Annotated in this window: 25 protein-coding genes and 1 tRNA gene; 17 read left to right on the forward strand and 9 right to left on the reverse strand. The window is 59.3% G+C overall.

The window, feature by feature from the left end; genetic code table 11:
* The first annotated feature begins 1 nt into the window (after position 1).
* On the forward strand, positions 2-661 hold the full coding sequence (locus tag J4E08_RS20905) for a DUF1194 domain-containing protein (RefSeq protein WP_349540134.1): 660 nt from the start codon (positions 2-4) through the stop codon (positions 659-661).
* A gap of 159 nt (positions 662-820) precedes the next feature.
* On the opposite strand, the gene J4E08_RS20910 is transcribed toward J4E08_RS20905, so the two are convergent.
* Positions 821-1,318 (reverse strand): MarR family winged helix-turn-helix transcriptional regulator, encoded by a 498-nt coding sequence (locus J4E08_RS20910; RefSeq protein WP_349540135.1) that lies wholly within the window; start codon positions 1,316-1,318, stop codon positions 821-823.
* A gap of 293 nt (positions 1,319-1,611) precedes the next feature.
* On the opposite strand from J4E08_RS20910, the gene J4E08_RS20915 reads away from it, so the two are divergent.
* Both J4E08_RS20915 and J4E08_RS20920 read left to right on the forward strand, forming a co-directional pair.
* Positions 1,612-2,100, forward strand: coding sequence for an NUDIX hydrolase (locus tag J4E08_RS20915; RefSeq protein ID WP_349540136.1), 489 nt, complete (start codon positions 1,612-1,614; stop codon positions 2,098-2,100).
* A gap of 50 nt (positions 2,101-2,150) precedes the next feature.
* Positions 2,151-3,638 carry an inorganic phosphate transporter gene (locus tag J4E08_RS20920; RefSeq protein WP_349540137.1) on the forward strand — a complete coding sequence of 496 codons (1,488 nt, stop codon included), beginning with the start codon at positions 2,151-2,153 and terminating at the stop codon, positions 3,636-3,638.
* A gap of 72 nt (positions 3,639-3,710) precedes the next feature.
* Here J4E08_RS20920 and J4E08_RS20925 read toward each other — a convergent pair whose 3' ends face one another.
* On the reverse strand, positions 3,711-3,932 hold the full coding sequence (locus J4E08_RS20925; protein WP_183969528.1) for an FAD assembly factor SdhE: 222 nt from the start codon (positions 3,930-3,932) through the stop codon (positions 3,711-3,713).
* 41 nt (positions 3,933-3,973) lie between these two features.
* A complete protein-coding gene (locus J4E08_RS20930) occupies positions 3,974-4,369 on the reverse strand; it encodes a helix-turn-helix domain-containing protein (RefSeq protein WP_349540138.1) in 396 nt (131 codons plus the stop codon).
* A gap of 91 nt (positions 4,370-4,460) precedes the next feature.
* Between J4E08_RS20930 and J4E08_RS20935 the strand changes: the two genes are divergently transcribed.
* The 4 genes from J4E08_RS20935 to J4E08_RS20950 all read left to right on the forward strand — a co-directional run bounded on the left by J4E08_RS20935 (position 4,461) and on the right by J4E08_RS20950 (position 8,093).
* The gene (locus J4E08_RS20935; RefSeq protein WP_349540139.1) at positions 4,461-5,669 is read left to right on the forward strand and encodes a pyridoxal phosphate-dependent aminotransferase; all 1,209 of its coding nucleotides are present in this window, start codon (positions 4,461-4,463) and stop codon (positions 5,667-5,669) included.
* On the forward strand, positions 5,662-6,060 hold the full coding sequence (locus J4E08_RS20940; protein ID WP_349540140.1) for a hypothetical protein: 399 nt from the start codon (positions 5,662-5,664) through the stop codon (positions 6,058-6,060). Before J4E08_RS20935 ends, J4E08_RS20940 begins: the two co-directional genes overlap by 8 nt.
* Positions 6,061-6,874: 814 nt before the next feature.
* Entirely contained in the window at positions 6,875-7,183 is a 309-nt protein-coding gene (locus tag J4E08_RS20945) for a hypothetical protein (RefSeq protein WP_349540141.1), read from the forward strand.
* 118 nt (positions 7,184-7,301) lie between these two features.
* Entirely contained in the window at positions 7,302-8,093 is a 792-nt protein-coding gene (locus J4E08_RS20950) for an inositol monophosphatase family protein (RefSeq protein ID WP_349540142.1), read from the forward strand.
* Positions 8,094-8,450: 357 nt separating this feature from the next.
* Here the strand turns inward: J4E08_RS20950 and J4E08_RS20955 are convergent, their stop codons facing one another.
* Positions 8,451-10,334: a PhoX family protein gene (locus J4E08_RS20955; protein WP_349540143.1), complete on the reverse strand. Its 1,884-nt coding sequence runs from the start codon at positions 10,332-10,334 to the stop codon at positions 8,451-8,453.
* A gap of 361 nt (positions 10,335-10,695) precedes the next feature.
* Positions 10,696-11,205: a bifunctional 3-hydroxydecanoyl-ACP dehydratase/trans-2-decenoyl-ACP isomerase gene (fabA, locus tag J4E08_RS20960; protein ID WP_349540144.1), complete on the reverse strand. Its 510-nt coding sequence runs from the start codon at positions 11,203-11,205 to the stop codon at positions 10,696-10,698.
* A gap of 183 nt (positions 11,206-11,388) precedes the next feature.
* On the opposite strand from fabA, the gene irr reads away from it, so the two are divergent.
* On the forward strand, positions 11,389-11,805 hold the full coding sequence (gene irr, locus J4E08_RS20965) for a Fur family transcriptional regulator Irr (protein WP_349540171.1): 417 nt from the start codon (positions 11,389-11,391) through the stop codon (positions 11,803-11,805).
* Positions 11,806-11,862: 57 nt separating this feature from the next.
* On the opposite strand, the gene J4E08_RS20970 is transcribed toward irr, so the two are convergent.
* From J4E08_RS20970 to J4E08_RS20980, 3 genes are all read right to left on the reverse strand, one after another.
* A tRNA-Leu gene (locus J4E08_RS20970) sits at positions 11,863-11,948 on the reverse strand.
* A gap of 80 nt (positions 11,949-12,028) precedes the next feature.
* Positions 12,029-13,921, reverse strand: coding sequence for a calcium-binding protein (locus tag J4E08_RS20975; protein ID WP_349540145.1), 1,893 nt, complete (start codon positions 13,919-13,921; stop codon positions 12,029-12,031).
* A gap of 147 nt (positions 13,922-14,068) precedes the next feature.
* The gene (locus J4E08_RS20980; protein WP_349540146.1) at positions 14,069-14,545 is read right to left on the reverse strand and encodes an Lrp/AsnC family transcriptional regulator; all 477 of its coding nucleotides are present in this window, start codon (positions 14,543-14,545) and stop codon (positions 14,069-14,071) included.
* Between the two features lie 108 nt (positions 14,546-14,653).
* Here J4E08_RS20980 and putA point away from each other — a divergent pair, with 108 nt between their 5' ends.
* From putA to J4E08_RS21020, 8 genes are all read left to right on the forward strand, one after another.
* Positions 14,654-18,088 (forward strand): bifunctional proline dehydrogenase/L-glutamate gamma-semialdehyde dehydrogenase PutA, encoded by a 3,435-nt coding sequence (putA, locus tag J4E08_RS20985; protein WP_349540147.1) that lies wholly within the window; start codon positions 14,654-14,656, stop codon positions 18,086-18,088.
* A 103-nt stretch (positions 18,089-18,191) separates the two neighbouring features.
* Complete coding sequence (locus J4E08_RS20990) at positions 18,192-18,935, forward strand: rhomboid family intramembrane serine protease (RefSeq protein WP_349540148.1); 744 nt, start codon at positions 18,192-18,194, stop codon at positions 18,933-18,935.
* Positions 18,932-19,312, forward strand: coding sequence for a GFA family protein (locus J4E08_RS20995; protein WP_349540149.1), 381 nt, complete (start codon positions 18,932-18,934; stop codon positions 19,310-19,312). The genes J4E08_RS20990 and J4E08_RS20995 overlap by 4 nt, the downstream gene beginning before the upstream one ends.
* A gap of 318 nt (positions 19,313-19,630) precedes the next feature.
* Entirely contained in the window at positions 19,631-20,860 is a 1,230-nt protein-coding gene (gene fabB, locus J4E08_RS21000; RefSeq protein WP_349540150.1) for a beta-ketoacyl-ACP synthase I, read from the forward strand.
* Positions 20,861-20,874: 14 nt separating this feature from the next.
* Complete coding sequence (locus tag J4E08_RS21005) at positions 20,875-21,663, forward strand: enoyl-ACP reductase FabI (RefSeq protein ID WP_349540151.1); 789 nt, start codon at positions 20,875-20,877, stop codon at positions 21,661-21,663.
* A 120-nt stretch (positions 21,664-21,783) separates the two neighbouring features.
* Entirely contained in the window at positions 21,784-22,284 is a 501-nt protein-coding gene (locus J4E08_RS21010) for a hypothetical protein (RefSeq protein ID WP_349540152.1), read from the forward strand.
* A gap of 71 nt (positions 22,285-22,355) precedes the next feature.
* Positions 22,356-22,688, forward strand: a complete 333-nt coding sequence (locus J4E08_RS21015; protein ID WP_183969417.1) for a hypothetical protein — start codon at positions 22,356-22,358, stop codon at positions 22,686-22,688.
* Positions 22,689-22,741: 53 nt separating this feature from the next.
* A complete protein-coding gene (locus tag J4E08_RS21020) occupies positions 22,742-23,416 on the forward strand; it encodes a ferredoxin reductase domain-containing protein (RefSeq protein WP_349540153.1) in 675 nt (224 codons plus the stop codon).
* A 143-nt stretch (positions 23,417-23,559) separates the two neighbouring features.
* Here J4E08_RS21020 and J4E08_RS21025 read toward each other — a convergent pair whose 3' ends face one another.
* A complete protein-coding gene (locus J4E08_RS21025) occupies positions 23,560-24,429 on the reverse strand; it encodes a hypothetical protein (protein WP_349540154.1) in 870 nt (289 codons plus the stop codon).
* Between the two features lie 112 nt (positions 24,430-24,541).
* Here J4E08_RS21025 and miaB point away from each other — a divergent pair, with 112 nt between their 5' ends.
* The gene (gene miaB, locus J4E08_RS21030) at positions 24,542-25,870 is read left to right on the forward strand and encodes a tRNA (N6-isopentenyl adenosine(37)-C2)-methylthiotransferase MiaB (RefSeq protein WP_349540155.1); all 1,329 of its coding nucleotides are present in this window, start codon (positions 24,542-24,544) and stop codon (positions 25,868-25,870) included.
* The last annotated feature ends 152 nt before the right edge of the window (positions 25,871-26,022 follow it).

Consider the following 26,022-nt stretch of genomic DNA (forward strand, 5'->3'; position numbering starts at 1 on the left):
CTTGCCCTTGCTTCTGTGTCTGTGGGGCGCCACGGCGCAGGGGGCGTGCCGTCAGGCGCTGGCCTTGGGGCTGGACGTATCGGGATCGGTGGACGCTGCGGAGTATAGATTGCAAATGGACGGCCTGGCCGCCGCTTTGTTGCACCCGGAGGTCCAGACCGCGCTCTTCGCCATGCCTGAGGCGCCAGTATCCTTGGCAGTTTACGAGTGGAGTGGGCCGGAAGCACAACGCGTCATTGCGCCGTGGCGTGTCATAAGCGACCCGGTGGCCTTGGATGCGGTCGCAACGACGTTGCGCCATGTGCAGCGAGGCGATGGCGCATCGTCTACCGCTCTTGGCGCGGCAAAGTCTTTTGGGGCCGCGATGCTGTCAAAGCAGGCAGCCTGTTGGAAGCGGGTTTTGGATGTATCGGGGGATGGTACGTCGAACACTGGGCCTCGGCCAAAGGTTGTGCGTCCCGATGGTATCACGATCAATGGTCTTGTGATCGGTGGGGGCGACGGGGGCGGACTGGATGCGCTTGCCGCCTATTACCACGCCTACGTGGTGCAGGGGCCGGATGCCTTTGTGGAAACCGCAGCGGAATTCGCCAGTTTCGAAGCAGCTATGGTGCGCAAATTAAAGCGCGAACTGCAGGTCATGGTGGTCTCGACCCGGTAGATGAAAGATGTTTGGGAAAATGGGTGCCTGAGCGAAGCAGATCGCAGTCTGGCGTCGTAGAGTGAACAAATTGCACTCAGGTTTCGGTGATAATGCCCTAGGGCGGGCGTCAGAAGGAGAGTCTGGCCATTCTGGCCTATGCGCATCAAGGCGCGGGACTCAGTAGATGTATCGGATCTGATCGGTCCAATAGCGTTCCACGCGGCGCAGCGCCGTTGTGATCTCGTCGATCCCCTCGACGGTCAAGACGTTCCTGCCTTGCAGTCCATCCGCGTGGCGGCTGAACAGCTCTGCCACGATGTTGCTGATTTCCCGACCGCGTTGCGTCAGACGCACGCGCACAGAGCGGCGGTCGATTTCGCAGCGCTGATGATGCATGTACCCCATTTCGACCAGCTTCTTGAGGTTGTAGCTGACGTTGGAGCCTTGGTAGTAGCCGCGGGTTTTCAGTTCCCCTGCGGTGACCTCGTTTTCGCCGATGTTGAACAGCAGCAGTGCTTGCACCGCGTTCACGTCGATGATCCCAAGCCTTTCGAACTCGTCCTTGATAACGTCGAGCAGCAGTCGGTGAAGCCGTTCCACCAAGCTCAACGCATCCAGATAGCTCGCCATGAAGCCCTGTTCCGGGCTCTTGTCCATGGACGAATGAATGCTCATATCGTTTCTCCGCCTATTGTGATGAACGGCAGCTTTCACGGATAAAACCAAATATCGCGTTAAACCGTGCCGAAAGCCGAGAAAATTGGAACCACTTTTGCGCGGAAGGCGTTCTTACAGATGTGCGTTGAGATGCGTACTTCTGATGCGGTTTGCTCCCACGAACTGGCAAACACATCGACGTAGTTTAACAGGCTTGACGGTGTTCCGCCTGCTTCAGGTTGAAATTTTTACCCCTAGCTGTTAGACACAGCGTCCTGGCGTCACACAAATTAAAAAAATGAGGCAGCGCTGTGCTGGAAAATTTTAAAAGTTTCTGGGGGGATTTCGTCCAACCCATTTATCAAAGACCGAAGCGATTGCAGCTTGCCGCGCTATGCTACCGTTTTCATGGCGATGAATTGCAAGTTCTTTTGATCACAAGTCGTGACACCGGGCGATGGGTCGTGCCCAAAGGCTGGCCTATGAAGGGCAAGGATTCCACTGGGACGGCTCTGCAAGAAGCCTGGGAAGAGGCCGGGGTGTTCGAGACGCGCGCAGTCGGCAAGCGGGCGCTTGGCAGCTTCGTTTATGAGAAGCTCCTGAAACGTGGCTGGAGCCAACCGATCGAAGTCTGGTTGTACTCTGCTGAAGTCGTGAAAATGTGTGCTGATTTTCCCGAGGCGCATGAGCGCAAGCTGCGCTGGTTTACCCCAGCAGAGGCTGCCGCACGGGTGCTGGAACCGGGGCTGAAGCAGCTCATTCTTGATTTCGATCCCAAGGTCACCCCTCAGAACACTTGAGATGAAGCGCCTCAGTCGTTACTCCGCCCGGAACCGGAGCGGAGAACATTATGACCGAGAAACGAGATTTTCAGGCCAATCACGCCGATACACTGGATCGCGACCTCGGGCGGCTATCGACGCTTGAGCAAGCCACGGCCTACGTGTCGCGTCCGATGGCGGGAAAGGGCGTTGCACTGGTCTTTATGGTGCTGGCGGCTTTGCTGGCGTCTATCGCCTTTGGCGGCTCCGACAATACCATGATCATCGTGATCGCCTCGGCCTTTGGTGCCTACATGGCGTTGAACATCGGCGCGAACGATGTGGCCAACAACATGGGGCCTGCGGTCGGGGCAAATGCGCTGACAATGGGTGGGGCGATCGCCATTGCCGCGATCTTTGAAAGCGCGGGCGCGATGCTGGCAGGCGGTGACGTGGTGGGCACCATCGCCAAGGGCATCGTCGCTCCGGAAGCCATGTCAGATGTAAACGTCTTCATTTGGGCGATGATGGCAGCGCTGCTGTCCTCGGCGCTTTGGGTTAACCTCGCCACATGGATCGGCGCGCCGGTCTCTACCACGCACTCTGTCGTGGGGGGCGTTATGGGGGCAGGCATTGCTGCGGCCGGTTTTGGCGCGGTGGCATGGCCCACAATGGGCAAGATTGCGGCCAGCTGGGTAATTTCACCTCTGCTCGGCGGCATAATCGCTGCAGCCTTCCTGTGGTTCATCAAGTCTCGCATCGTATATCAGGATGACAAAATCGCAGCCGCGCGCCGCTGGGTGCCCGTATTGGTGGGCATCATGGCCGGATCCTTTTCCGCCTATCTCGCAATGAAGGGGCTCAAGAAGGTTGTCGATATCGACTTGACCACTTCGCTGGCCATCGGCGGAGCGCTGGGCGTGGTATTTTGGGCGGTGATGATTCCGGTGGTAAAGCGCCAGTCGAAAGGGCTGGAGAACCGGAACAAATCCCTGAAGGTGCTGTTTGGGGTGCCGTTGATCGTCTCTGCTGCGCTGCTGTCTTTTGCGCATGGGGCGAATGACGTGGCCAATGCGGTCGGCCCGCTGGCCGCGATTGTTGAAGCCTCACGCACGGGGACGTTCGGCGATGGCTTTGGTATTCCGCTGTGGGTGATGTTGATCGGGGCTTTCGGCATTTCCTTTGGCCTGTTCCTGTTCGGTCCGAAGCTGATCCGTATCGTCGGGTCGCAGATCACAAAATTGAATCCGATGCGCGCCTATTGCGTTGCGCTGTCGGCTGCGATCACGGTTATCGTGGCAAGCTGGCTGGGCTTGCCGGTCTCCTCGACGCACATTGCGGTCGGCGCGGTCTTTGGTGTCGGATTTTTTCGTGAATGGGATTTCGAGCGGCGACTGAAACGCGCGCGGATGTCCATGCCAGAACGTCCCTCGCTCCCACGCGAAGAACGCCGCCGTCGAAAGTTGGTGCGCCGGTCGCACTTTTTGACCATCGCCGCCGCATGGGTGATCACGGTTCCTGCGGCAGCGGTGCTGTCGGCCATTGTGTTCCTTGGCATTCAGGCGATGGTTGGTTGAGGCGACGGACCGTTCCGTAAAAATATGAAAGGGCGGGGGAATTCCCGCCCTATGCATAAGACGTAAGGCGTTTCAGCCGTTGGCAGCGACCGCTTTGATATCGGAAATCAGCGGAGCGTGTACGGCGGGCGCGGGTTTTTGGCCCGAAATCCATTGGTACAGATCTTGATCGTTCTCATCGAGAAGCGCCTCGTAGGCGTCGAGCCCCGCGGTGTCCATCGCTGTCAGGCGCGCTTCGGCGTAGCGGATCAGGATGATATCCATCTCCTTGGTGCCGCGTCGCATTGAGCGCATGTTCAGACGTTTGATGCGGATATCGCGGGTCTCTTCGTCGGTCACAGCTGACCTTCCTCCCTAAGCTTGGCGCGCAGCTGTTTTTCGATCTGCGCAATTTTTTCGACCTTTTGTACGATCTGCGCACGCACGGTCCGCAACTCAAGAAAAAGCGCGTTTACGTCTTCGGACAGTGCGCCTGCGTCGGGATTGATGACGCCATCGCCTTCGCCGTTTATGAGCCACATCATCGAAACATTGAGTATACCGGCCAGCATCTGCAGCCTGTTTGCGCGCGGTTCCGCGTGATCATCTTCCCACGCCTGGATGGTCTTTGTTTTCAGGCCGAGCCGTTTTGCCAGACTTTCCTGCGTCATGCTTTGGGCCTCGCGCGCCGCCGCAAGGCGGTCGCCAAGCGTTGCCACATCGGGGCCGTACCAGTCAGTGTCATTTGCCATTCGTTATTCTCCCTTGCGTCGCCGCTTGAACGGGGGTGGGGTGAAGCCTAAGACAGGCAGCGCCTGAACACAAACTGTTGGAGTCTTTCTCATGACCTTCCTCTCCGAAACGCTTGCTGCCGTAAAGCCGAGCCCCACCGTGGCAGTGACGCAACTGGCCCGCGAGCTGAAGGCGAAGGGCCGAGACATCATCAGCCTTGGCGCCGGTGAACCGGATTTTGACACGCCGGACAACATCAAGGCTGCTGCGATTGCGGCAATCAATGCCGGGAAAACGAAATACACGGCGCCTGACGGAATTCCTGAATTGAAGGAAGCGATTTGCGCCAAGTTTCACCGTGAGAATGGGCTGACCTATACGCCAGCGCAGATCAGCGTCTCTACGGGTGGCAAGCAGGTGCTGTATAACGCGCTGATGGCGACACTGAATCCCGGCGACGAAGTCATCATTCCCGCGCCGTTCTGGGTCAGCTATCCGGACATCGTGCGCCTGGGGCAGGGGACTCCGGTGATCGTCGAGGGGGAGCGGCAGCTTGGTTTCAAGATCACGCCGGAGGCGCTCGAGGCGGCGATCACGCCGCAGACGAAGTGGCTTATTTTCAACTCGCCCTCCAATCCGACGGGGGCAGGCTACACGCGGGACGAACTGAAGGCGCTGACCGATGTATTGATGCGGCATCCGCATGTCTGGATCATGTCTGACGACATGTACGAACACCTCGCCTATGACGGCTTTCAATTCGTAACTCCCGCCCAAGTGGAGCCGGAGCTGTATGATCGCACGCTGACGGTAAATGGCGTGTCCAAAGCCTATGCCATGACCGGCTGGCGCATCGGCTACGCAGGCGGGCCAGAGCACCTGATCGCCGCCATGCGCAAGATTCAGGGTCAATCCACCACCAATCCATCGTCCATCTCGCAATGGGCAGCGGTAGAGGCGCTGACCGGCCCGCAAGACTTCCTTGGCACCCGTTGCGAGGCGTTCCGCAAGCGGCGTGATCTTGTGGTTGAGGGGCTGAACGGCTGTCCCGGCATCACCTGCGCCGTGCCGGAAGGCGCGTTTTACGTCTACCCATCAGTGGCCGACTGCATGGGCAAGGTGTCCAAAGGCGGGACGTCTATCACCACCGATGAAGAGTTCTGCACAGCGTTGCTGGAGGAAGAGGGGGTCGCGGTGGTCTTTGGGACGGCCTTTGGTCTGTCTCCGTATTTCCGCGTCAGCTATGCCGAATCCGAGGCGGTGCTGAAAGAGGCATGCCTCCGCATCAAGCGTTTCTGTGAGGGGCTTAAAGATGGCTGATCTGCCAAACTACTATTTCCGGGTGCGCGAAAACGGCGCCCTGGTTTTTCGCGTCGATACGGAAAACCGGCATCGGCGTATAGAGATGGACCAGATCGCGGTGGTCAATCTGAACCGCGAGGAGGTAAAGCCTCAGGGCGACACGCAGCTTTCCAACGATGATCTGGAGGAGATTAATCGATGGATGACAGAGCGTAAAACCCTGCTCGCCATGCGTGATATTGACGATATCCATCGCGCGGTGGACTACCTGAACACGACGACACAATGGGCGCAGTCAAAGGCCACGGATGACCAGCTCGAAGAGGTGACCGATGCGCTGCTATTGGCAATGCACGACCTTCGCACGGTGCTGGTGCGGAAAAAAGCTGATCGGGTGATGAAGAGCTGAGGCCCAAATGGGTGATTTAGCACTGTTTGCGAGTGGTTCGCCTGAAAATTGTGCGTTTCAGGTGAGCTGTTCGCAGTTTGGCAAAGAAACGTCGCTGACGCGAAGGTTTTGCTGTTTTCTCCGCCTCACTTTCAGGGAAAGGTCGATTCATGCGAAGATCTTCATCCTATGAAGGCGGTAAAGACCATCCCGGCCATGGGGCCGCTCCTCCGCTCTGTCCTCCTCAGTTTCCGCTGTCGCCTGAAGCTGTGCGTGATCTTTTGGATGACGAGCTGTCTTAGGTGATCGGTCCCGGCAACCATCGGATCGGATTTCGGATGAAGCCATTTGGATTTAAGGCGCAGGTTTTTGTATCCATGAGGGGCGACCCCTGTTTGTCGTTGGTTCAAAGCGGCTATCGACGAGGGGTTTGACCCACGAGGGAAACTGCAAGTGAGGATGGCTCAGACGATGTGCGCGCATCTGGTCGAGGTCGCCGTTTCGGTGTCATTCAACGGATAATCGTTGCCGACGCCAGCGCGGCTTTGCTGATCTTTTGCCTTTGTGACGTTGTGCAGCGTCATGGCGCTGCCGTCACGAACTTGGTCCGCAAGGTTCCGTTCAAAGCTGGGAAACGCGTCGCACCATCACTCCATAGAGCATTCATCCAGCCGCAGGTCAGGCCAGAAACAGTTGGTAAATTGATCCCAATTCGGAAACAATTTCCGCGACTTCTTTGGAAAAGACAGGAAGAAATTGACTTGCCCACAGGGGCTGTTAGCTTTCCCGAAGGGATTTCTGCGAGTCACCGTTTTTAGTCACCATGGGGGACATTATGAGACTTCTTTCCGCGGCCGTGGCCGCCTTTGCGCTTTCTGGCACCGCTGCTTTCGCCTGGGGCGATATGTACATGGGCGATGCGACCAATAACCCGAATTCCAATATGCTTCAGCACGCGTACCACGCACCAAACTACTGCCCGGCGGGGCTTCAGCCAGTGCTGGTTGGCGGCGTCGTCTGCTGTGGCAATGCAAACGCCGGCCCTTACGTGAACCGTGCGGGTGCGCGTAAGGTTTATCACAAGCCCGCCGCGGCGCCGCGCGCATACGCGCCCGCAGGCACCAAGGGCGTGGTTTACCGCTAAGATAAAAGCTCCCTCTGCCGGAGAGTTTTACGCCAAAAAAGGGATGAACCCTTGGCAATTCCTGTCAGGCCGCGTATAGGCGCGGCCTGATTTCTTTTTGTTGTCTGGAGGCAGGATCATGCAGGGCACCGCGAATCTCAACATTATGATGAAGGCGGCGCGCAAGGCAGCACGGTCTCTGGTCAAGGACTTCCGCGAGGTTGAAAACCTCCAGGTGTCCATGAAAGGCGCGGGCGATTTCGTGACCCGCGCCGACCTGGCGTCCGAAGCCATCCTCAAAGAAGAGCTGATGGGCGCACGCCCGACCTACGGCTGGCTTGGCGAAGAAAGCGGCGAGATCGCTGGTGAAGACCCGACCCGTCGCTGGATCGTCGATCCGTTGGACGGAACCACCAATTTCCTCCACGGCCTGCCGCATTGGGCGATTTCCATCGCGTTGGAACACAAGGGCCAGATCGTGTCTGCCGTCGTGTACGATGCCGCCAAGGACGAAATGTTCTATGCCGAAAAGGGGTCGGGCGCTTGGCTCAATGACTCCAAACGCCTGCGCGTCTCCGGGCGCCGCCGTATGGTAGAGGCACTTTTTGCCACTGGCGTGCCATTCGGCGCAAAGCGGACTTTGCCCGCGACGCTCAAGGACCTTGCGCGACTGATGCCGGAATGTGCCGGCGTGCGGCGCTCGGGCGCCGCTTCTTTGGATCTGGCCTATGTGGCGGCCGGTCGCTTCGATGGATATTGGGAGCGAGAGCTTAGCCTGCACGATTTTGCAGCGGGCTACTTGATTGCCAAGGAAGCGGGTGCGATCGTCGAAGGCGTGCGCGAAGGGCAGGATCCTTTCGAGACAAAAACCCTCCTCTGCGCGAACAATGATATCTTCAGCAGCTTTGCGCGGGTTCTGCGGTCGGAGTGAACGGCCAAGCGTTCTGCCCATGGTCCACATAGGGAATTCCGGAGCAGAAATACCTATCTAACGCAGCTGACGGCACAAACATCCCGCACCGGTCGCCCGGCGCGGGATTTTCTTTGCTCACGGTAATCTTGTTTGTTGCATGTCACGCGCTGCCTGCTTGGCTGGAAATAGCCGGACGCAACGGCGTTTCAGGCAGGATCGGGACCGAGACTGAGTCGACAGGACCATTTGGTCGAGCCTGAAATTCGCAGGTGAAGAAGCGAAAAGATGGTCATCGCCAGCAGCCAGGGCCATCAACGTGAAACAGCCCCGGCACTGTTGCGCCGGAGCTGTTCCTTTCATGGTCGATCAATGTGATCAGCCGATTACGGAACCGTCTTCGCGCCATACGGCGACCACGGAGGAGCGGGGCTTGCCGTCACCGTCCGGCCATGCGCCGCCCGGATGCTGTACGCCGACAAACGCTGTCTTTCCGTCCAGCGACCAGCACAGGCCGGTGACTTCCGCGCCGTTCGGCACAGTCATGAAGCGGGCGATTTCGCCGGTTTCCGGGTTGCCCACCAGCATCTGGTTGTTGCCTTGCCCTTCGAATTCGCCTTCGTTGCTGTCGTCGCCGTCAGTCTGGATCCACAGCATGCCGTCAGAGGAGAAGGCCATGCCATCGGGCGAGTTGAACATGTTGCCCTTGGTGACGTTGTCCGAGCCTGCATAGACGTTGTCGTAGACGGTCGGGTTGCCGGCCATCACGTACAGGTCCCAAGTGAAGTCGTCCGCCGCGTGGTTGCCATCCGCCGGGGTCCAGCGGGCGATTTGACCGAAGTTGTTGGTCTCGCGTGGGTTGACCGCGTTGACAGATGTGTCGTCGCCGCCGGCGTTCGGCTTCACGCCACGGTTCTTGTTGTTGGTGAGCGCGACGTAGGCCTCTGGCTTGGTCGGGTTTGCCGCGACCCACTCCGGGCGGTCCATGGTCGTGCCGCCAGCCGCCGAGGCTGCCATGCGGGTGAAGGCGAGGATTTCGGCAGCGTTCATGCCCGTGGTGTCCGGCGTCAGCGCCAGCCACTCGCCGGTCTGGTCGTCGTGGAACTTCGCCACATAGAGCGTGCCATCATTGAGCAGCTCGCCGCCGTCCTGACCTTCTTCCCACGTGCCGTTGGACACGTAGCGGTACAGGTACTCGCCGCGTTCGTCGTCGCCCAGGTAGACCACGATGCGCCCGTCAGAGGCCTGCACCATCTCGGCATTCTCGTGCTTGAAACGGCCCAGTGCAGTGCGCTTGATCGGAGTCGAGGATGCGTCAGCCGGGTTGATTTCGGTGACGAAGCCGTGGCGGTGCGGTTCGTTCGGCTCTTTCGACAGGTCATAACGATCGTCGAACTTCTCGTAAGCGTAGCGGCCTTCACCACCGATGCCGTAGCGGCTGTAGCCTTCGCCCTCGGGCATGTCACCGGTCGCGCCGAAGTAGCCGTTAAAGTTTTCTTCGCAGGTCAGGTATGTACCCCAAAGCGTCTTGCCCGAACCACAGTTGTTCATGGTCCCTTTGACGGTCATGCCTTCGGGATCTGCGTTGGTTTTCACCAGATCATGACCGGCCAACGGGCCTGCGAGGGTCATCTCTGTCTCATGCGTGATGCGGCGGTTGTAGGGGCTGTCCTTGACCACTTCGTAGCCGTTGTCGCCCTTTGTGATTTCCATGACCGTGACGCCCTGGAAATTCTTGAGCATCTGCACATCGTCAGCGGTTTGCGGCATGCCTTCGGAGGCCTCTGGCAGGTTGATCTTGGGGTTCACGTATTCAGAGTTGACGGCGATGACTTCTTTGCCGTCCACGTCGAACAGCTCCATGCCGTCGGTATTCTCGCCAAATACCTTGTCGGACATGTCGACAGAGACGAGGCCGTCCTTAAAGGCGTCATTTGCTTCGGACCACAGCGCGTCGCCCCAGCGCACAAGAACCTTGTGCTGATAGCCGTCGGGCAGGTGGATCTGGTGGTCGGTGGAAATGTCGATGGCGTCGAAGGCAAAGCCGCCGTGGGCCTCGGCACGGGCCGCGGTGGTGGAGCCAAGCAGCCCAGCGGTGCCGAACACGGCCGCGCCAGAACCAAAGGCCAGTGCGCCGCCGAGGAAGCCACGGCGGGACACAGCGCGTTCGACCACGGCGTCGAAATCATTGGTGTCGGGGCGCGGATCGCGGTGTTCGTCGAATTCGTCCCAGGACAGATCGATAAGGGTCTTGTCGGTCATTGTGCATTCCTCGCTGGCAATGTCGCTTGCGGAACTGTCGCCCCGTCTGCGAGCCGCGCTAAAGGACGGGTGCAAAACAACCGTAACACTTTGTTGAAGCTTTTGTGACGCAGGCTTTGCTTTCCGGAAAGTTCCCACTTGGATCCGTCAAAACCTTCACCGACCGATCGGTTGTTTTTCTCCTGCCGTCCGCTCTGATGTGTTTTAAATCCTGAGCGGTTTTGCTGCACAAAACCTTTGAACGAGAGCCTCCGCAGTTCTCCGATCTGCTTTGCGCATAATGGCACAGACATTATCAAAACAAAAAAAAAGGGGCATTTCTGCCCCTTTCATATCATCGCCGCTGGAAGGTGGTGAGCTGTCAGCTTTCGCTCAGCGCCACTTTCATGCCGGTGACCTGATAGATGACTTCGCCATCTGCTTCGACGATGCCGTCTGCGACGCCCATGGTCAGGCGACGGGTTTGCACAGCCTTGGTGAAATCTATTTTGTAGGTCAGCATCTTGCGGTCAGGGCGAACCATGCCGGTCAGCTTCACCTCGCCCACGCCCAGTGCGTAGCCACGGCCTTTCCAGCCCCGCCAGCCGAGGTTGAACCCAGTCAGTTGCCATAGGCCGTCCAGCCCGAGGCACCCGGGCATGATCGGGTTGCCGGGAAAGTGGCAGTCAAAGAACCACAGGTCTGGCGTAATGTCGAATTCGGCCAGAATGTGCCCCTTGCCGTGCGCGCCGCCGTCAGCAGAGACATCGGTGATGCGGTCCATCATAAGCATGGGCGGTGCGGGAAGCTGTGCGTTGCCTTCGCCGAACAGCTCGCCACGGGCGCATTTCAGCAGGTCGTCCTTGTCGAAGCTGGTGGGATAGTCGGACATCGCGGAAGTCCCCCTCATCATAAGCCGTGTCAGAAAGTCCGGCCCCGTCTACCACCGGGGTCGCGTGCCATGCAAGCGCAACCCAACCGCGTTCGATGCCCTTTGTCCGTGAAAGGAATTGAAATCACCCCCACATGCGCCCTATATATTAGGGTGATGGCGAAAGTTGGTGCAGATTTGACAATGACCCCCGCAATAGAGCGTGGAAAATCTTGGCTGGCGCGCAGTGACCTGCGCCCGACACGGCAACGCGTTGCTTTGGCGGCTTTGCTGGTCGGCGATGGTAACAACCGCCATGTAACTGCCGAGAGCTTGTTTGCCGCAGCCAAGGGTGATGGAGAGCAGGTGAGCCTCGCCACCGTTTATAACACGCTGAAGGCGTTCTGCGACGCAGGGTTGATGCAGGAAGTCACCGTGGATGGCTCGCGCAGCTATTTCGACACCAACACCCACGATCACCCGCATTTTTTCTGGGAAGATGAGGGCCATCTGACCGACGCGCCTTCTGACCAGCTGGTCATTACCAATCTGCCCGAGGCGCCGCCTGGATCTGAAATTGCATCGGTCGAGGTCGTGATCCGTCTGCGCAAGAAAAGCTGACATTGCGGGCTAACGCGCCGTGTGGCGCTCTTTCGTCGTCTTCACCTATGGATAATGTGGTGCCCGCGGCCGGATTCGAACCGGCACGGCACTAAGGCCTAGAGATTTTAAGTCTCCTGTGTCTACCATTCCACCACGCGGGCTCCACATCGCGCGCGAAGCGCGAAAGGTGGCGTGACAATAGCTATAGCACCTGCGGTGTAAACCACATTCGCCCAAGATTTCAGAGAATGAAGTCAGCCTCTGTGACGCCATCAGGCACATTCAGCAAAATCAGCGATGCATCAGTCGCGCCATCGCCGTTTTCGTCGAGATACAGCAGGGTCGCGCCGAATGGATTGACGAAGTAGAACACTTCCATGCCGCCGCTGCCGGTAAACCCGCCCGTTCCGGCAAAGCGAAAGCTCGCCTCTTCGTCGATGCCGGAGAGGTCAATGATGTCCCGGCCTCTCTCAAAGTCCTTGATCCTGTCGGGCGTTCCGTCATCGACCTCTGCAAAGCTGTCGAACACGAAAGTATCCGAGCCGGATTTGCCAATCAGAATGTCGTAGCCCAAGCCTCCTTGGATCACGTCATTTCCGCCGTCTCCGGCGATCGTGTCATTTCCAGCCCCGCCAATCAGCGTGTCGTCTCCGTCGCCGCCCAAGACACGATCAGCGCCATTGCCGGCATCGAGGTAGTCATCATCACCAAGCCCCGCGATGTAATCACCTCCGTCACCGCCGAGCAGCGTGTCGTCTCCAAACCCGCCAGTCATCGTGTCGTCGTTGATCCCGCCATCGACGTAGTCGTTTCCGTTGCCGCCCGATAATGCATCGTTGCCGACATCCCCGCGCAGCGTATCATTGCCCTCGCCTCCAACCAGAACATCCGCATTCGCCCCGCCATCAATTTCGTCGTCCCCGGCATTGCCGTACAAGACGTCGTCGGCATCCCCACCAAAAATCACGTCGTTTCCGGCGCCACCGCTGATCGTGTCTGCGCCGCCAAGGCCGGACAAGGAGTTGTCTGCGTAATTGCCCCGAATATCGTCACCTGCTTCGGAGCCGATAACTTCATAGCTGCCATAACCTTGCAAGACGATGACCTCGACGCCGCTGACGTTCAGAACATCGCCTCGCGCGATCAGCGTGTCCTGTCCCTCGCCCCCGATGACAGTGGCGTTGTTCTCTGCCAGCGCGATCCGATCATCACCCGGCCCAGCGTCGATAATGCCTTCAAAGGTGCCATCGAAACCGTAGATGCTGTCGTTGCCAAAACCAAGGGTCAGGTCGCCGACCCAGTGCCCGCTATTATAGATCGCGTCTCCGCCGGAAGCGGCGTCCATGTCTCCGCGAATAGTGCCTTGGTTGCGCACAAGGTCGCTGTCTTCGCTGCCTTGAATCCAGACCTCTCCCGCGTCGGCGAGAAAAGCTTTGCTCGACTCGAAGCCCTGGATCACGCCGGTGTTGAACAGCTTCAATCCCAAGGTGGACGCGCCATCGATATTGGTCACTTCCATAAAGCCGGAATTGTCCAGCCAGCTGCGCCCGGTGCCTGACATGGCAAGCTCTCCGCCGCGCATGGTGCCTGTGTTCTCCACGGTGACATGAGACGCGTAATCACCATCGCGGAGTAAATCGTGGCCATAAAGCGCCTGCATCAGCCCGTGGTTCTGTACGGTATACGACAGCGTTGCGGCCGCTCCGTTCACGTCGATCACACGCCCGGCGCTGGTGATTTCCCCGTTGTTCACGATGCGATGGTTGCCCGCCGTCGGGAGCAAGACGGCGGGGCGCATGTTCAGGGAGTCGTCATTGTTCCGCAGCAATCCGTGGTTTTCCAAAACGGAATTTGCCGCACCCATGTACAGTGTTGCAAAGCCATGGCCTATGATCTGCCCATAATTCACCAGAAGGCTTCGGGCCGAACCGCCGCTCATGATGACGGTGTAATTCTCGTCGTTGGCGATGATGGTGCCATCTGTCACATAGACCGTGTCGCCATTCGCTACCGGGTAATATGAGCCGGTATAAATCTGGTTCGCGTTTAGAAAGACATAGGCCATGCAGCGCCCCAAAAGCGGGTCTTCGCCCGCCACACCTGTTCCGCGCCGAAGCTGACGCAGGGCCACCATCGTGCCGACAGGGTAAAGACTGGGTTATCATCGCAGCGAAAACTCATGGATCCCCAGCGGGGCTCGCCGCCGTGAGGCTTCCGAAAAGAACACCGGGTGATCTGCGCCGGGCTGTTCGGCACGGAGGAGGCGGCAATTCCAACCGGATCACGAGACGTCTGTCACGGCCTCTTCCTTGATGGCTTCCATCGCCACGAAGGTGGAGGTCGAGGCCACCCCGGGAAGCGTCGATACGCTGTCTGCCAGCACGCGACGGTAAGAGGGCATATCGGCGGTGCGCACCTTCAGCAGATAGTCGAAATTCCCCGCAATAAGATGTGCTTGCTCAATCTCGGGCACTTTGGCAACGGCGGCATTGAATTTGGCCAACGTTGCTTCGCGCGTGTCGACCATGCGCACTTCGACAAATGTCACATGCGCCAACCCCAACCGGATCGGATCAAGCAGCGCGCGATATCCTTTGATGGTGCCGCCGTTCTCGAGCTTTTTCAAGCGTGCCTGAACCGGGCTTTTCGAGAGCCCGACACGACGGGCGAGTTCAGTGATCGAGATTCGCGCCTCACCTGCAAGCTCGCGCAGAATGGCCTGATCAAAGCGGTCCAGATCGTTCAATTCATCCTGCATGGCAGAGGCCCCCTTCAAAAGTCGATTTGACCACTTTAGCGCCCCCAATCAGGCGAACCACCTTTATGATTGCAGATACTCTTGACGAAATCCAGCCCGGAGACCGCCATGACCATGCCATCCGACCTGCGCAGTCGTATCGACGCGTTGACCTATGCACCCGAGGCAGAGGCCTTGACCGATTTGAGGGCCACGGCAGACCTGTCGCCAGAAGCGCGCAAAGCCATCTCTGACAAGGCCGCGCGCCTTGTGCGAGACATCCGTGGCAGCACCCGCCCCGGCTTGATGGAGGTATTCCTCGCAGAATACGGCCTGTCGACCGAAGAAGGCATTGCGCTTATGTGCCTGGCCGAGGCGCTGCTGCGGGTGCCCGACGCCCACACCATTGACGCGCTGATCGAGGACAAGATCGCGCCGTCCGACTGGTCGCGCCACATCGGACATTCCGCCTCGCCCTTGGTGAACGCATCGACATGGGCGCTGGTGCTGACCGGCAAGGTGCTGGACGACGACGCCCGCCCCGGCCCCGCAGGCCATCTGCGCAACGCCATGAAGCGGCTGGGCGAGCCGGTGATCCGCAAGGCCGTCGCGCGCGCCATGAAGGAGATGGGCAGCCAATTCGTCCTTGGGGAAACCATCGAGGCCGCGATGAAGCGTGGTTCCAAGATGGAAGAGAAGGGCTACACCTATTCCTACGACATGCTGGGCGAAGCCGCGCGGACGGAAAGCGACGCCGCGCGCTATCATCTTGCCTACAGCCGCGCGATCACCGCGATTTCCAAGGCCGCGACGCATAAGGATACGCGGCGCAACCCCGGCATCTCGGTCAAACTGTCGGCTCTTTATGCACGCTATGACGAGTTGCAACATGACGAGGCCGTGGCCGCTCTGGTCCCGCGTCTGACCGCGCTGTGTGGTCTGGCAAAAAGCGCCAGGATCGGGCTGAACGTCGATGCGGAGGAAGCTGACCGCCTGTCGATATCGCTCGACATCATTGAAAAAACGCTTGCCGATCCGGCGCTGAAAGGCTGGGACGGCTTTGGGGTTGTTGTACAGGCTTATGGCCAGCGCGCCGGGGCGGTCATCGATTGGCTCAACGCCACGGCAGAGCGGCTGAACCGCCGCATCATGGTGCGCTTGGTCAAAGGTGCCTATTGGGATTCAGAGATCAAGAAGGCGCAGGTCATGGGGCTAGGCGCTTTCCCCGTGTTCACCGCGAAATCGCACACCGATGTCAGCTACATCGCCAACGCGCGCAAACTGCTGTCCATGACCGACCGCATCTACCCGCAATTCGCCACACATAATGCCCATACCGCAGCGGCCATTCTGCACATGGCGCGGGAGGTGCCCAAAGATGCGTTCGAGTTCCAGCGCCTGCACGGCATGGGCGAAACTTTGCATGGGCTGCTCAAGGATCAGAATGGCACCGCCTGTCGTATCTACGCGCCTGTGGGTGCACACCGCGACCTGCTCGCCTATCTTGTGCGTCGCTTGCTCGAAAACGGCGCGAACTCGTCCTTCGTGAACCAGATTGTTGACGAGGATGTGGCCCCCGAAGTGGTTGCCGCCGATCCCTTTGATGCACCGGATGCGCGCCATCTGCCCACCGGGCGCGACCTGTTCGACGGGCGCGAAAACTCCAAGGGCTGGGATCTGCGCCACCGCCCGACGATGGCGGCGATTGACGCAGCGCGTTCGCCCTTTGCAAAGCACCAGTGGCAGGGTGGACCGCTGACCACCGCCACGGGCGAGGCCACTGCGCCGGAAACCCGCGTCGCCCCGTCCGATCCGTCGGATACGGTCGGCGCTGTCGCCTGGGCCACGCCGGAACTGTCCCGCGCCGCTGCAGCGGTTGCGCAGCCATGGTCTGCGCCCGCGCCCGAGCGCGCGCGCGTGCTTAACGCCGCAGCTGACCTGTATGAGCAGCACTATGGCGAGCTGTTTGCCCTGCTGCACCGTGAGGCGGGCAAGACCCTGCTCGACGCCGTGGCTGAACTGCGGGAAGCCGTGGACTTTCTACGCTATTACGCCGGTCAGGCGAATGAGGACCCCGCGCGCGGCATCTTTGCCTGCATCTCGCCCTGGAACTTCCCGTTGGCGATCTTTACCGGGCAAATTGCAGCCGCCCTGGCTGCTGGCAACGCCGTGCTCGCCAAGCCCGCCGAGCAGACGCCGCTGATCGGATACCGCGCTGCGCAACTTCTGATCGAGGCGGGCGTGCCTGCCGAGGCGTTGCACCTGCTTCCCGGGGCAGGCGACGTGGGGGCTGCCCTGACTTCCTGCCCGGATGTGGCGGGCGTGGCCTTCACCGGCTCGACCGAGACCGCTCAAATCATCCATAAATCCATGGCGGAAAACCTTGCTCCCGGCGCACCGCTCATCGCGGAGACCGGCGGGTTGAATGCCATGATCGTGGACAGCACCGCGCTGCCGGAACAAGCTGTGCAGGCGATCATTGAAAGCGCGTTCCAGTCCTCCGGGCAACGGTGCTCCGCCCTGCGTTGCCTGTATGTCCAGGAAGACATCATGACGGGTTTCCTTGAGATGCTGACCGGCGCGATGGATGCGCTGGTGCTGGGCGACCCGTGGCAACCTGCTACAGACGCAGGCCCGGTGATCGACGCAGAGGCCGCCGGGATCATCACCGATCACATCGAGGCCGCCCGCCACGACAAGCGCCTGTTGCACAGCTTGCCCGTCCCATCAGACGGTCATTTTGTGCCGCCTGCTCTGATCCGTGTTGACGGCATTGCAGACATGCAACGCGAGATCTTTGGCCCTGTCCTTCATATTGCGTCCTTCAAGGGCCGCGATCTGGACAAGGTCATCGATGCGATCAACGCAACGGGTTACGGGCTGACCTTTGGCCTGCAGACCCGGATCGACGACCGTGTGCAACACGTCACGGATCGCATTCATGCGGGCAATATCTATGTGAACCGCAACCAGATCGGAGCCATTGTCGGCTCTCAGCCCTTTGGTGGCGAAGGGCTGTCGGGGACTGGCCCCAAGGCGGGCGGCCCGCATTACCTGCCGCGCTTTCGTGCGCACCCCGCGCCCGAGGTCACGCCGCCCAATGGCGACCATATGCCAGCCACGGCACAAGGGCTGGCGCAAGCGCTGGTTGCCGCTGCCAAGGACGCCCCGAAGCCCAGCCGCACCATCCTGCCAGGGCCTACGGGCGAGGCAAACCAGCTGACCACCAGCGCCCGTCCGCCCGTGCTGTGCCTTGGCCCCGGCACACGGGCCGCGCAGCAACAGGCCGAAGCCATCCGCGCGCTTGGCGGCACTGCCCATGCGGCGACCGGCCCGGTAAATGCCGACTGCCTGAGCAAGCTCGATGGTTTCTCCGGCGTAGTCTGGTGGGGCGACGAAGATCACGCCAGAACTCTGCGCCGCGCGTTGGCAGAGCGCACAGGGCCGATTCTGCCGCTCATCACCGGGATGCCCGACCCAGCCCACGCACTGGCAGAGCGGCACATCTGCATCGACACCACGGCGGCGGGCGGGAACACGGCCCTGCTGGCAGGGCATGCCTGATCTCTGCACGTGACGTCGACGGCAGGTCGGGAGGGGGGAGAATTGCTTGTCCTCCCTCCCGCTGCTCTGGACGCGTCCACCGCCAAAGCCTACCACTGTTCCCATGTTTCCAATCCGCGATCACAACCCTTCGGGGCGCACGCCCTTCGTCACGTATGCGCTGATCGCGATCAATATCGCCGTCTTCGTCGCGACGCTTGACCTTGCCAACGATGACCGGGCATTGCTTTCGTTCTATGCGGACTACGCCTTGGTGCCGTCCTTCTTGTCCGAAGGCTTTGGCTACACGGGGTTGCTGACCTCCATGTTCCTGCACGGCGGCTGGATGCACATCGGCGGCAACATGCTGTATCTTTGGATCTTCGGTGACAACCTCGAAGACAAGATGGGGCATATCCGTTTTGCGCTGTTCTATCTGGCAGCGGGGATACTGGCAGGGTTGGTGCATTACTATTCGGCCCCCTTTAGCAACGTGCCAACCGTCGGTGCCTCTGGTGCGATCGCAGGGGTGATGGGAGGTTACATCCTGCTCTTTCCAAGGGCAAAAGTAGACATCCTGTTAATAATTGTCATCATTTTCAAAATCATCCCGGTGCCCGCTTGGATTGCCTTGGCAGGATGGTTCGCGATGCAGATCTGGAACGGGCTTGGCGCAGATCCGATGGCGGGAGGCGTGGCCTATTGGGCCCATGCAGGGGGCTTCGTCGCGGGTGCCGCGCTGGCCCTGCCGACGTTTCTGCGTCTTGGCGGGCCTCGTTTCTGGAGCCAGACACACGGCATTCCACCGCACCCCGCAGCAGTCTATCGTCGCGACATCACCCGTGTTCCAAGGATCAAACGAAAATGACAGAGCTTCCCACCGAACCCGTCAAAGCCACTTGCCATTGTGGCGCGGTCGCGCTGGAGGTCATATTGATCGGTGGGCCCAACGCCCCTCGCAAATGCGACTGCTCCTATTGCCGACGCCGTCCTTCTGCCGTGGTCTCTGCCCCGTTGGACGGGGTGAAGATCATCAAGGGAGCGGACAATCTGACGACCTATTCATGGAACACACATACCGCGCAGCATCACTTCTGCAAAACCTGCGGCATCTACATGTATCACAAACGGCGATCGAACCCTGACCAGCTTGGGGTGAACCTCTATTGCATTGAGGGCATGGAGCCGATGGATTTCGAGCCTGTCCACTGGAACGACGGCGTGAATCATCCCTCGGACAGCTGACGGCGGCCGCCTCGCGTCTCGGCGGCTGCCACATGGGGCCTCCGAAATAGTGATGCAGGGTGCTTGGTTGGATCAACGTCTTCGGGAGCCCTGCGGAGAGCTGCTTAAAAAAGCGTTTCGCTGCAGCTATAGCAGAGGTGTTGACCATAAATGGGCGGCGTGCGTCTCAATTTCATTGGCTGCGAATCCTGCCACTTGTTTGCATGATGCCTGATCAGTCCACTGCAAAGCGTTTGCTGGCCCTGCGAATTCAGCCACACCTTGCGCCACCCCCCTTTGGTCGCCTACATAACCCCCAACAAACGCAAGGGAGGCCGTATGCGCCGCGTCGTCGTTACAGGGCTGGGGGTTGTCTCCAGCATCGGGAACAATGCTCAGGAAGTGCTTGCCGCGTTGAAGGCAGGCACCTCCGGGATCACTGCCAGCGAAGAAATGAAAGAACACGGCTTTCGGTCACAGATCGCAGGCCAGTTGAAGATTGACGTCTCTGAGCATGTGGACAAGCGCGCTCTGCGCTTCATGGGGCCGGGGGCGGCCTATGCCCATATCGCCATGCAACAAGCCATCGCGGATTCAGGCCTTGAAGAATCCGACATCGTGAACCCGCGCACCGGACTTGTGGCGGGCTCTGGCGGCCCGTCCACATCGGCGTTGCTCACCGCGCATCAGACGGTTTTGAAAACGGGTGCCACAAAGCGCGTCGGCCCCTTTGCCGTGCCAAAAGCCATGTGTTCCACCGTGTCGGCAAACCTGTCCACCGCGTTCAAGATCAAGGGCATCAACTATTCCATCACCTCGGCCTGTTCGACCTCGCTGCACTGCATCGGCAACGCCGCAGAGCAGATCATGATGGGCAAACAGGACGTGATGTTCGCCGGTGGCGGCGAGGAACTGGACTGGACCCTGTCCTGCCTGTTCGACGCCATGGGCGCCATGTCGTCCAAGTACAACGATACACCGGACAAAGCCTCGCGCGCGTTTGACGCGGGCCGCGATGGTTTTGTCATCTCCGGTGGCGGCGGCATCCTCGTGCTCGAAGAGCTGGAACACGCCCGCGCGCGCGGAGCGAAGATTTACGCCGAAGTGACCGGCTACGGCGCGACTTCTGACGGTGCAGATATGGTGGCCCCCTCCGGTGAGGGCGGTGAGCGCGCAATGCGCGTGGCGTTGAGCACGGTGCCAGAGGGGCGCAAGGTCAGCTACATCAATGCGCATGGCACCTCGACGCCCGTGGGCGACGTGGGCGAGATCGAGGCCGTGCGCCGCGTGTTCGGTGAAGGATCAACGCCGCCTGTGTCCTCGACCAAGTCAATGACCGGCCATAGCCAGGGCGCCACCGGTGCGCAGGAAGCGATCTACTGCCTGCTCGCACTGGAGCACGATTTCATCATTCCGTCGATCAACGTGGAAACGCTGGACCCGGCGCTGAAGCCGGAAGAGATCGCCACCACCTGCGTCGAAAACGCTGGCCTTGATTCCGTGATGACCAATTCATTTGGCTTCGGGGGCACCAACGGCTCCATGGTGCTGTCCAAGTTCAACGAATAAAACGGAATGCTTTGATGACGATTTCTTTGCAAGGCAAGCGCGGGCTTGTGATGGGCGTGGCGAACGAACGCTCGATCGCCTGGGGCATTGCCAAGGCCTGCGCCGAGGCCGGGGCCGAGCTGGCCTTTACCTATCAGGGCGAGGCTTTCGGCAAGCGACTGGAACCGCTGGCGGCCTCGGTCGGCTCCGACTTCATGGTTGATGTGGATGTGACCGACGATGCGTCTCTCGACGCGGCGTTCGACAAACTTGGCGCGCGTTGGGATCGTTTGGACTTCGTAGTGCATGCCATCGCATTTTCCGACAAATCGGAGTTGACGGGCCGCATCTTGAATACCTCGCGGGCCAACTTCAGGAATTCCATGGATATTTCCGTGTATTCCTTCATGGACGTGGCGCGTCGGGCGCATCCGCTTATGACAGAAGGCGGCACCTTGCTGACGCTGACTTACATGGGCTCCACCCGTGTGACGCCGAATTACAACGTCATGGGCGTGGCCAAGGCGGCGCTGGAGTCGACCACGCGCTATTTGGCGAATGACCTTGGAGCGGACGGGATACGTGTGAATGCGATCTCTCCGGGTCCGATGAAGACGCTGGCAGGAGCGGCCATCGGCGGCGCGCGCAAGACTTACAAGCACACGGATCAGAACGCGCCCTTGGGCTCAAATGCGACGCTGGAGGCCGTTGGCGGCACGGCTGTCTACCTGATTTCTGATGCAGCTGCCTGCACCACGGGGGAGGTGATCCGCGTGGACGGTGGATATCATGTGCTGGGGATGCCGCAGTACGAGAACCTGTAGACCGCGAACTACTTCGATAGCCAGAAAAAGCCCGAAGCATGCCATGCTTTGGGCTTTTTTCATGCAGAGGTTGCATTTCAAAGGGCGGATGCTCGAAGCACTGGTTGCAGGAAACGAACGATGACACCCGAACAGGAACTCAGGCAGGCCATTCTGGACGCTGCGCCGGCTGCAGGTGGCAAGCGGGATAAGCGTGCTGCCAAGAGGGCACAGCGGGCCAAACGCGCGAACCGCAGCGCCAACCGCCGATGGGTGTTTCGGCTGATCTTCATGGCGTTGAGCCTGTCCGGCTCCGCAATGATGGTGTTCACGGAAAGCGGACGCGAAATGCGCCGCGAGTTCCAAGCCGGTCTGCTTGATGTGATACGCACGGAAATGGAAGCCAGACGAGAGGCGCAGGTGGCCTATGCTGATCCCTCTGCGGACCCTGATACTCTGGCTACTCACGCCGTCACCGCTGCGGCTCAAGGGGCAAAACTCACTCCACCCTCGCAGGCGACGCCAATTCGCGTGCCTGATAAAATCACTTTCGTTCCGGCGCGCGGATCGGAGCGCGTGGAACGCCCCATCGTCAGTGACATGCCGCAAAGCCGGGTCACCATCCGGCGCATCGGTGATTGATCGGGTTCCTCCGGGCTTCGCAATCGCCGCGTCCCATGGTACCCATCTGGCAACCTGCCGGAGAATTTCCTATGCGTCTGCCTTTCTTCCTGCCCATTGCGCTCGCTGCGCTGACGGCCTGTCAGTCCGGCGATCAACCGATGACAGCCCGTAGCAAGGACGACGGCGTGGCGCAAAAACTGGCGCTGGGCATCTCCGCGGCAGAGGCAGAGGTCGCGCTGGGCATGGAAGCAGGGTTCGAGCGCAATCCGCAGAACTATGACGAATCTTGCAGCAGCTATGCTTACGGAGACTTCGGGGATGGGCCGCGCTATGTCCACGCACGCTTTCGGGACGGGGCGCTGGTGCAGCGCTCTGATGGGCATCGCGGCTTGTGCACCTATGGTTCGCTGATCGGTGGCTGAGCCGGAACTCCGCAGCCAAGGCCGGCGTTCATTGGGAAACGGAGGGTATTCCAATGACACATACGCTGACACTGCAATCCATCGCCGCACTAACCCCAGACACGTATCATCTGGTGTTCGACAAGCCCGAAGGGTTTGCGTTCAAGCCAGGACAAGCCACTGATTTTGCGGTCGACAAAGATGGCTGGCGAGAGGAAAAGCGTCCCTTCACATTCACCAGCCTGCCCGGCGAAGACACCCTGCAATTCGTGATCAAGACGTATCCCGAACATGATGGCGTGACCGAGCAGATAGGCAAGATGACGGCTGGCGACAAAGCTCTGATCGAAGACCCGTGGGGCGCGATCGAGGATAAAGGCGACGGCATCTTCATTGCAGGCGGAGCTGGCGTCACGCCCTTTATCGCGATCCTTCGTCAAAAGCTGCAGGACAATGGCACGTTGGATGGAAACACGCTGGTGTTTTCCAACCAAACTGAAGCCGACATTATTTTAAAAGATGAATTCGACGCCATGCCGGGTCTGAAAACCGTTTACACGGTCACTGACCGACCGGACAGCGACTATGCGCGTGGCAAGGTGGATGCATCGTTTCTGAAAGACATGGTCGATGTCAAAGGTGACATGGTCTACGTCTGCGGACCCGACGCTATGGTCGAAGCTATGCCCCGAGAAGTGGCGGAACTGGGTGTGCGTGACAAGCAGGTCGTGACCGAAGACCTCGACTGACTGAGATTATACAACCGGGTATCGCGGGCCGGCCGCCGATACCCGTTGTTTTTGGGACGCAAGGAAGTGACCTGCATTCCAGAGGCCACAGGATATTTCAACCGAGCCGCCTCAATGGCTTCGGACGGGCGCCCATCTTTTCGCTAGAACCATTGTCCGGGTTCCATCAAGCCAAGGTCCAGCAATTGCCGCGAGTGCCATTCGAACGGCACGGAATTGTGCCAGTGGAAGGTTTTGATATCAAAGGTCGAGCCGGGGTTGCGTTTAAGAGCCTTTGCCGTTCGGAACGACGCGAGAACGGCCGTGAGGTTGTTATGCCAAGGGCAGGCATAAGTGTTGTATTCCTGATCGTTGAAGGTGTGATCTTCCTGCAAAGTCAGGCCGACGCGCGCGCGGAAAATCGCAATGCGGTCTATTTTGCGACGTTTCGCGGGGACATGCTCTTCGTATCGCCAGCGCAGTCCGCCGAAAAAATCCAGTTGTCGCTCTTTGGGATGGTTGCGGTTTTCGGGGTCTGGGCGGGCCAAGGCGTAGTACCCGGAACGGTCCAAATGTGCATCGTCGAGATCGACGGCATCTGGGACACGCCTCAAGTCGCCTGCATAGAGGTCGACCACGTATGTCAGCATGGCGTCGCGCCGTTCCTCTGCATGGTATGACAGCATCTCTCCGATGGTGCGCGTCTCGCAAAAGGGGTAGAACAGGTACTCCGCATTGTAGCAGTAGAATACCCATTGGCCGCTCGCAGCGTTGTTGATGGCATTCACTGCGGCGGGCACCGCGCCATCGTCTGTGGCGTCATATGTTATGCGGTGGACTTTGCCGTTCAGGTCGTCAGGCATGTCGTACAGGTTGGACACGAAACACAGGATCACCTGAAAGCCGCAGTGGCGATGGTGGCGCAGTGTGGTGGCCAACTCCACGTCATCTTCGGCAAATACAAGCGCGATTGGACCATGGCCCAAAACACTGCGACCGCGTTTGAGGAAGTCGTCTAGGGAGTCGTACTGCATCTTGGCCTGTCATCTCCGCTTTTAGTGAAGAATCGGTGAAAAGTGTGCCCATTGCAAGCCGGGGGCGTTTCGCGGTATTTCCCGCCCTTGTTCCCCGGATCGGAGTCGCGCCATGACCGCCAAGAAGCTCTATATCAAGACCTATGGCTGCCAGATGAACGTTTATGACAGCGAACGCATGGCAGAGGCCATGGGTGGTGAGGGGTATGAGGTCACGCAATCGCCTGACGATGCGGACATGATCCTGCTGAATACCTGTCACATCAGGGAGAAGGCTGCCGAAAAGGTCTATTCCGAACTGGGGCGTTACAAGGGTTTGAAGGCGGCAAAGCCGGACTTGAAGATTGGCGTTGCGGGCTGCGTCGCGCAGGCAGAGGGCGCTGAAATCATGCGCCGCCAGCCTCTGGTTGATCTCGTGGTCGGGCCGCAGAGTTATCACAAGTTGCCGCAGCTGACGGCAAAGGCGACTGGTGGAGCGAAGGCGCTCGACACTGATTTCCCCGAGGAAGACAAGTTCGAGCACCTCAAGGGGCGGACGAAGGCCAAGCGCGGCCCGACCGCCTTTCTGACCGTGCAGGAAGGCTGTGACAAGTTTTGCGCCTTTTGCGTGGTGCCCTATACACGGGGGGCCGAAGTCAGCCGCCCTGCCGATCGTGTGATCCAGGAGGCACAGGATCTGGTTGAACGTGGCGTACGAGAGATCACTCTGCTTGGGCAAAATGTGAATGCCTATCATGGACATGACGCAGGCTTGGACGGATTGATCCGCGAGCTTTCGAAGATAAATGACCTGAAGCGTATTCGTTTCACCACGTCACATCCCAATGACATGGATGAGGCCCTGATTGCGGCGCATGGCGATTGCGAGAAGCTGATGCCATATCTGCACCTTCCGGTGCAGTCTGGATCAGACAAGATCCTCAAGCGCATGAACAGGCAGCACACGGCCGAGCAATACCTCAAACTTATTGAACGTATGCGCGCTGTGCGCCCTGATTTGCACATGTCCGGCGATTTTATCGTGGGATTTCCGGAAGAAACCGAAGAGGATTTCCAAGCAACCATGGATTTGGTGCAGGCCGTGGAATACGGTTCGGCGTTTTCGTTCAAATACTCCGAACGTCCCGGCACGCCGGCGGCTGAGCGTCCTCAGGTGCCTGAAGATGAGAAGGATGATCGCCTGCAGCGGCTTCAAGGCTTGTTGACCAAACAGCAACGCGCGCTTCAGGATGCCATGGTGGGGCGTGAGGTGCAGGTTCTATTTGAGAAGCCTGGACGGCAAGCCGGACAGATGGTCGGCAAATCCGAATATCTGCATGCTGTGCACGTCGACACGTCGGACGGGCAGGGCGGGTCCAGAATCGCAGTGGGTGATTTGGCGAAAATTCGAATCGAGTCGAGTAAAACGAATAGTCTGGAAGGGGTGCTTCTTTCGTCTTAAGTATGGCGTCGAAGCCTTTGACGAGTCAGAAAACCTCCGGTTGTCCACACAAAACACAAGATATAGTGGGAACTGTTTCCGAAATCGGTACAAACTCTGTGGATTCATCCTTCCCTTAACGATCGGAATCCTTAAACTGTTGATTACAGTTA

The organism is Sagittula sp. NFXS13 (assembly GCF_040148795.1).
GTDB lineage: Bacteria > Pseudomonadota > Alphaproteobacteria > Rhodobacterales > Rhodobacteraceae > Sagittula > Sagittula marina.

Excerpts from the sequence above, each read along its gene's own strand:
- J4E08_RS20910 (WP_349540135.1), bottom strand. The coding sequence starts at position 1,318 with ATGAGCATTCATTCGTCCATGGACAAGAGCCCGGAACAGGGCTTCATG.
- J4E08_RS20920 (WP_349540137.1), top strand. The coding sequence starts at position 2,151 with ATGACCGAGAAACGAGATTTTCAGGCCAATCACGCCGATACACTGGAT.
- J4E08_RS20925 (WP_183969528.1), bottom strand. The coding sequence starts at position 3,932 with ATGCGCTCAATGCGACGCGGCACCAAGGAGATGGATATCATCCTGATC.
- J4E08_RS20930 (WP_349540138.1), bottom strand. The coding sequence starts at position 4,369 with ATGGCAAATGACACTGACTGGTACGGCCCCGATGTGGCAACGCTTGGC.
- J4E08_RS20935 (WP_349540139.1), top strand. The coding sequence starts at position 4,461 with ATGACCTTCCTCTCCGAAACGCTTGCTGCCGTAAAGCCGAGCCCCACC.
- J4E08_RS20940 (WP_349540140.1), top strand. The coding sequence starts at position 5,662 with ATGGCTGATCTGCCAAACTACTATTTCCGGGTGCGCGAAAACGGCGCC.
- J4E08_RS20945 (WP_349540141.1), top strand. The coding sequence starts at position 6,875 with ATGAGACTTCTTTCCGCGGCCGTGGCCGCCTTTGCGCTTTCTGGCACC.
- J4E08_RS20950 (WP_349540142.1), top strand. The coding sequence starts at position 7,302 with ATGCAGGGCACCGCGAATCTCAACATTATGATGAAGGCGGCGCGCAAG.
- J4E08_RS20955 (WP_349540143.1), bottom strand. The coding sequence starts at position 10,334 with ATGACCGACAAGACCCTTATCGATCTGTCCTGGGACGAATTCGACGAA.
- fabA (WP_349540144.1), bottom strand. The coding sequence starts at position 11,205 with ATGTCCGACTATCCCACCAGCTTCGACAAGGACGACCTGCTGAAATGC.
- irr (WP_349540171.1), top strand. The coding sequence starts at position 11,389 with ATGACCCCCGCAATAGAGCGTGGAAAATCTTGGCTGGCGCGCAGTGAC.
- J4E08_RS20975 (WP_349540145.1), bottom strand. The coding sequence starts at position 13,921 with ATGGTGGCCCTGCGTCAGCTTCGGCGCGGAACAGGTGTGGCGGGCGAA.
- J4E08_RS20980 (WP_349540146.1), bottom strand. The coding sequence starts at position 14,545 with ATGCAGGATGAATTGAACGATCTGGACCGCTTTGATCAGGCCATTCTG.
- putA (WP_349540147.1), top strand. The coding sequence starts at position 14,654 with ATGACCATGCCATCCGACCTGCGCAGTCGTATCGACGCGTTGACCTAT.
- J4E08_RS20990 (WP_349540148.1), top strand. The coding sequence starts at position 18,192 with ATGTTTCCAATCCGCGATCACAACCCTTCGGGGCGCACGCCCTTCGTC.
- J4E08_RS20995 (WP_349540149.1), top strand. The coding sequence starts at position 18,932 with ATGACAGAGCTTCCCACCGAACCCGTCAAAGCCACTTGCCATTGTGGC.
- fabB (WP_349540150.1), top strand. The coding sequence starts at position 19,631 with ATGCGCCGCGTCGTCGTTACAGGGCTGGGGGTTGTCTCCAGCATCGGG.
- J4E08_RS21005 (WP_349540151.1), top strand. The coding sequence starts at position 20,875 with ATGACGATTTCTTTGCAAGGCAAGCGCGGGCTTGTGATGGGCGTGGCG.
- J4E08_RS21010 (WP_349540152.1), top strand. The coding sequence starts at position 21,784 with ATGACACCCGAACAGGAACTCAGGCAGGCCATTCTGGACGCTGCGCCG.
- J4E08_RS21015 (WP_183969417.1), top strand. The coding sequence starts at position 22,356 with ATGCGTCTGCCTTTCTTCCTGCCCATTGCGCTCGCTGCGCTGACGGCC.
- J4E08_RS21020 (WP_349540153.1), top strand. The coding sequence starts at position 22,742 with ATGACACATACGCTGACACTGCAATCCATCGCCGCACTAACCCCAGAC.
- J4E08_RS21025 (WP_349540154.1), bottom strand. The coding sequence starts at position 24,429 with ATGCAGTACGACTCCCTAGACGACTTCCTCAAACGCGGTCGCAGTGTT.
- miaB (WP_349540155.1), top strand. The coding sequence starts at position 24,542 with ATGACCGCCAAGAAGCTCTATATCAAGACCTATGGCTGCCAGATGAAC.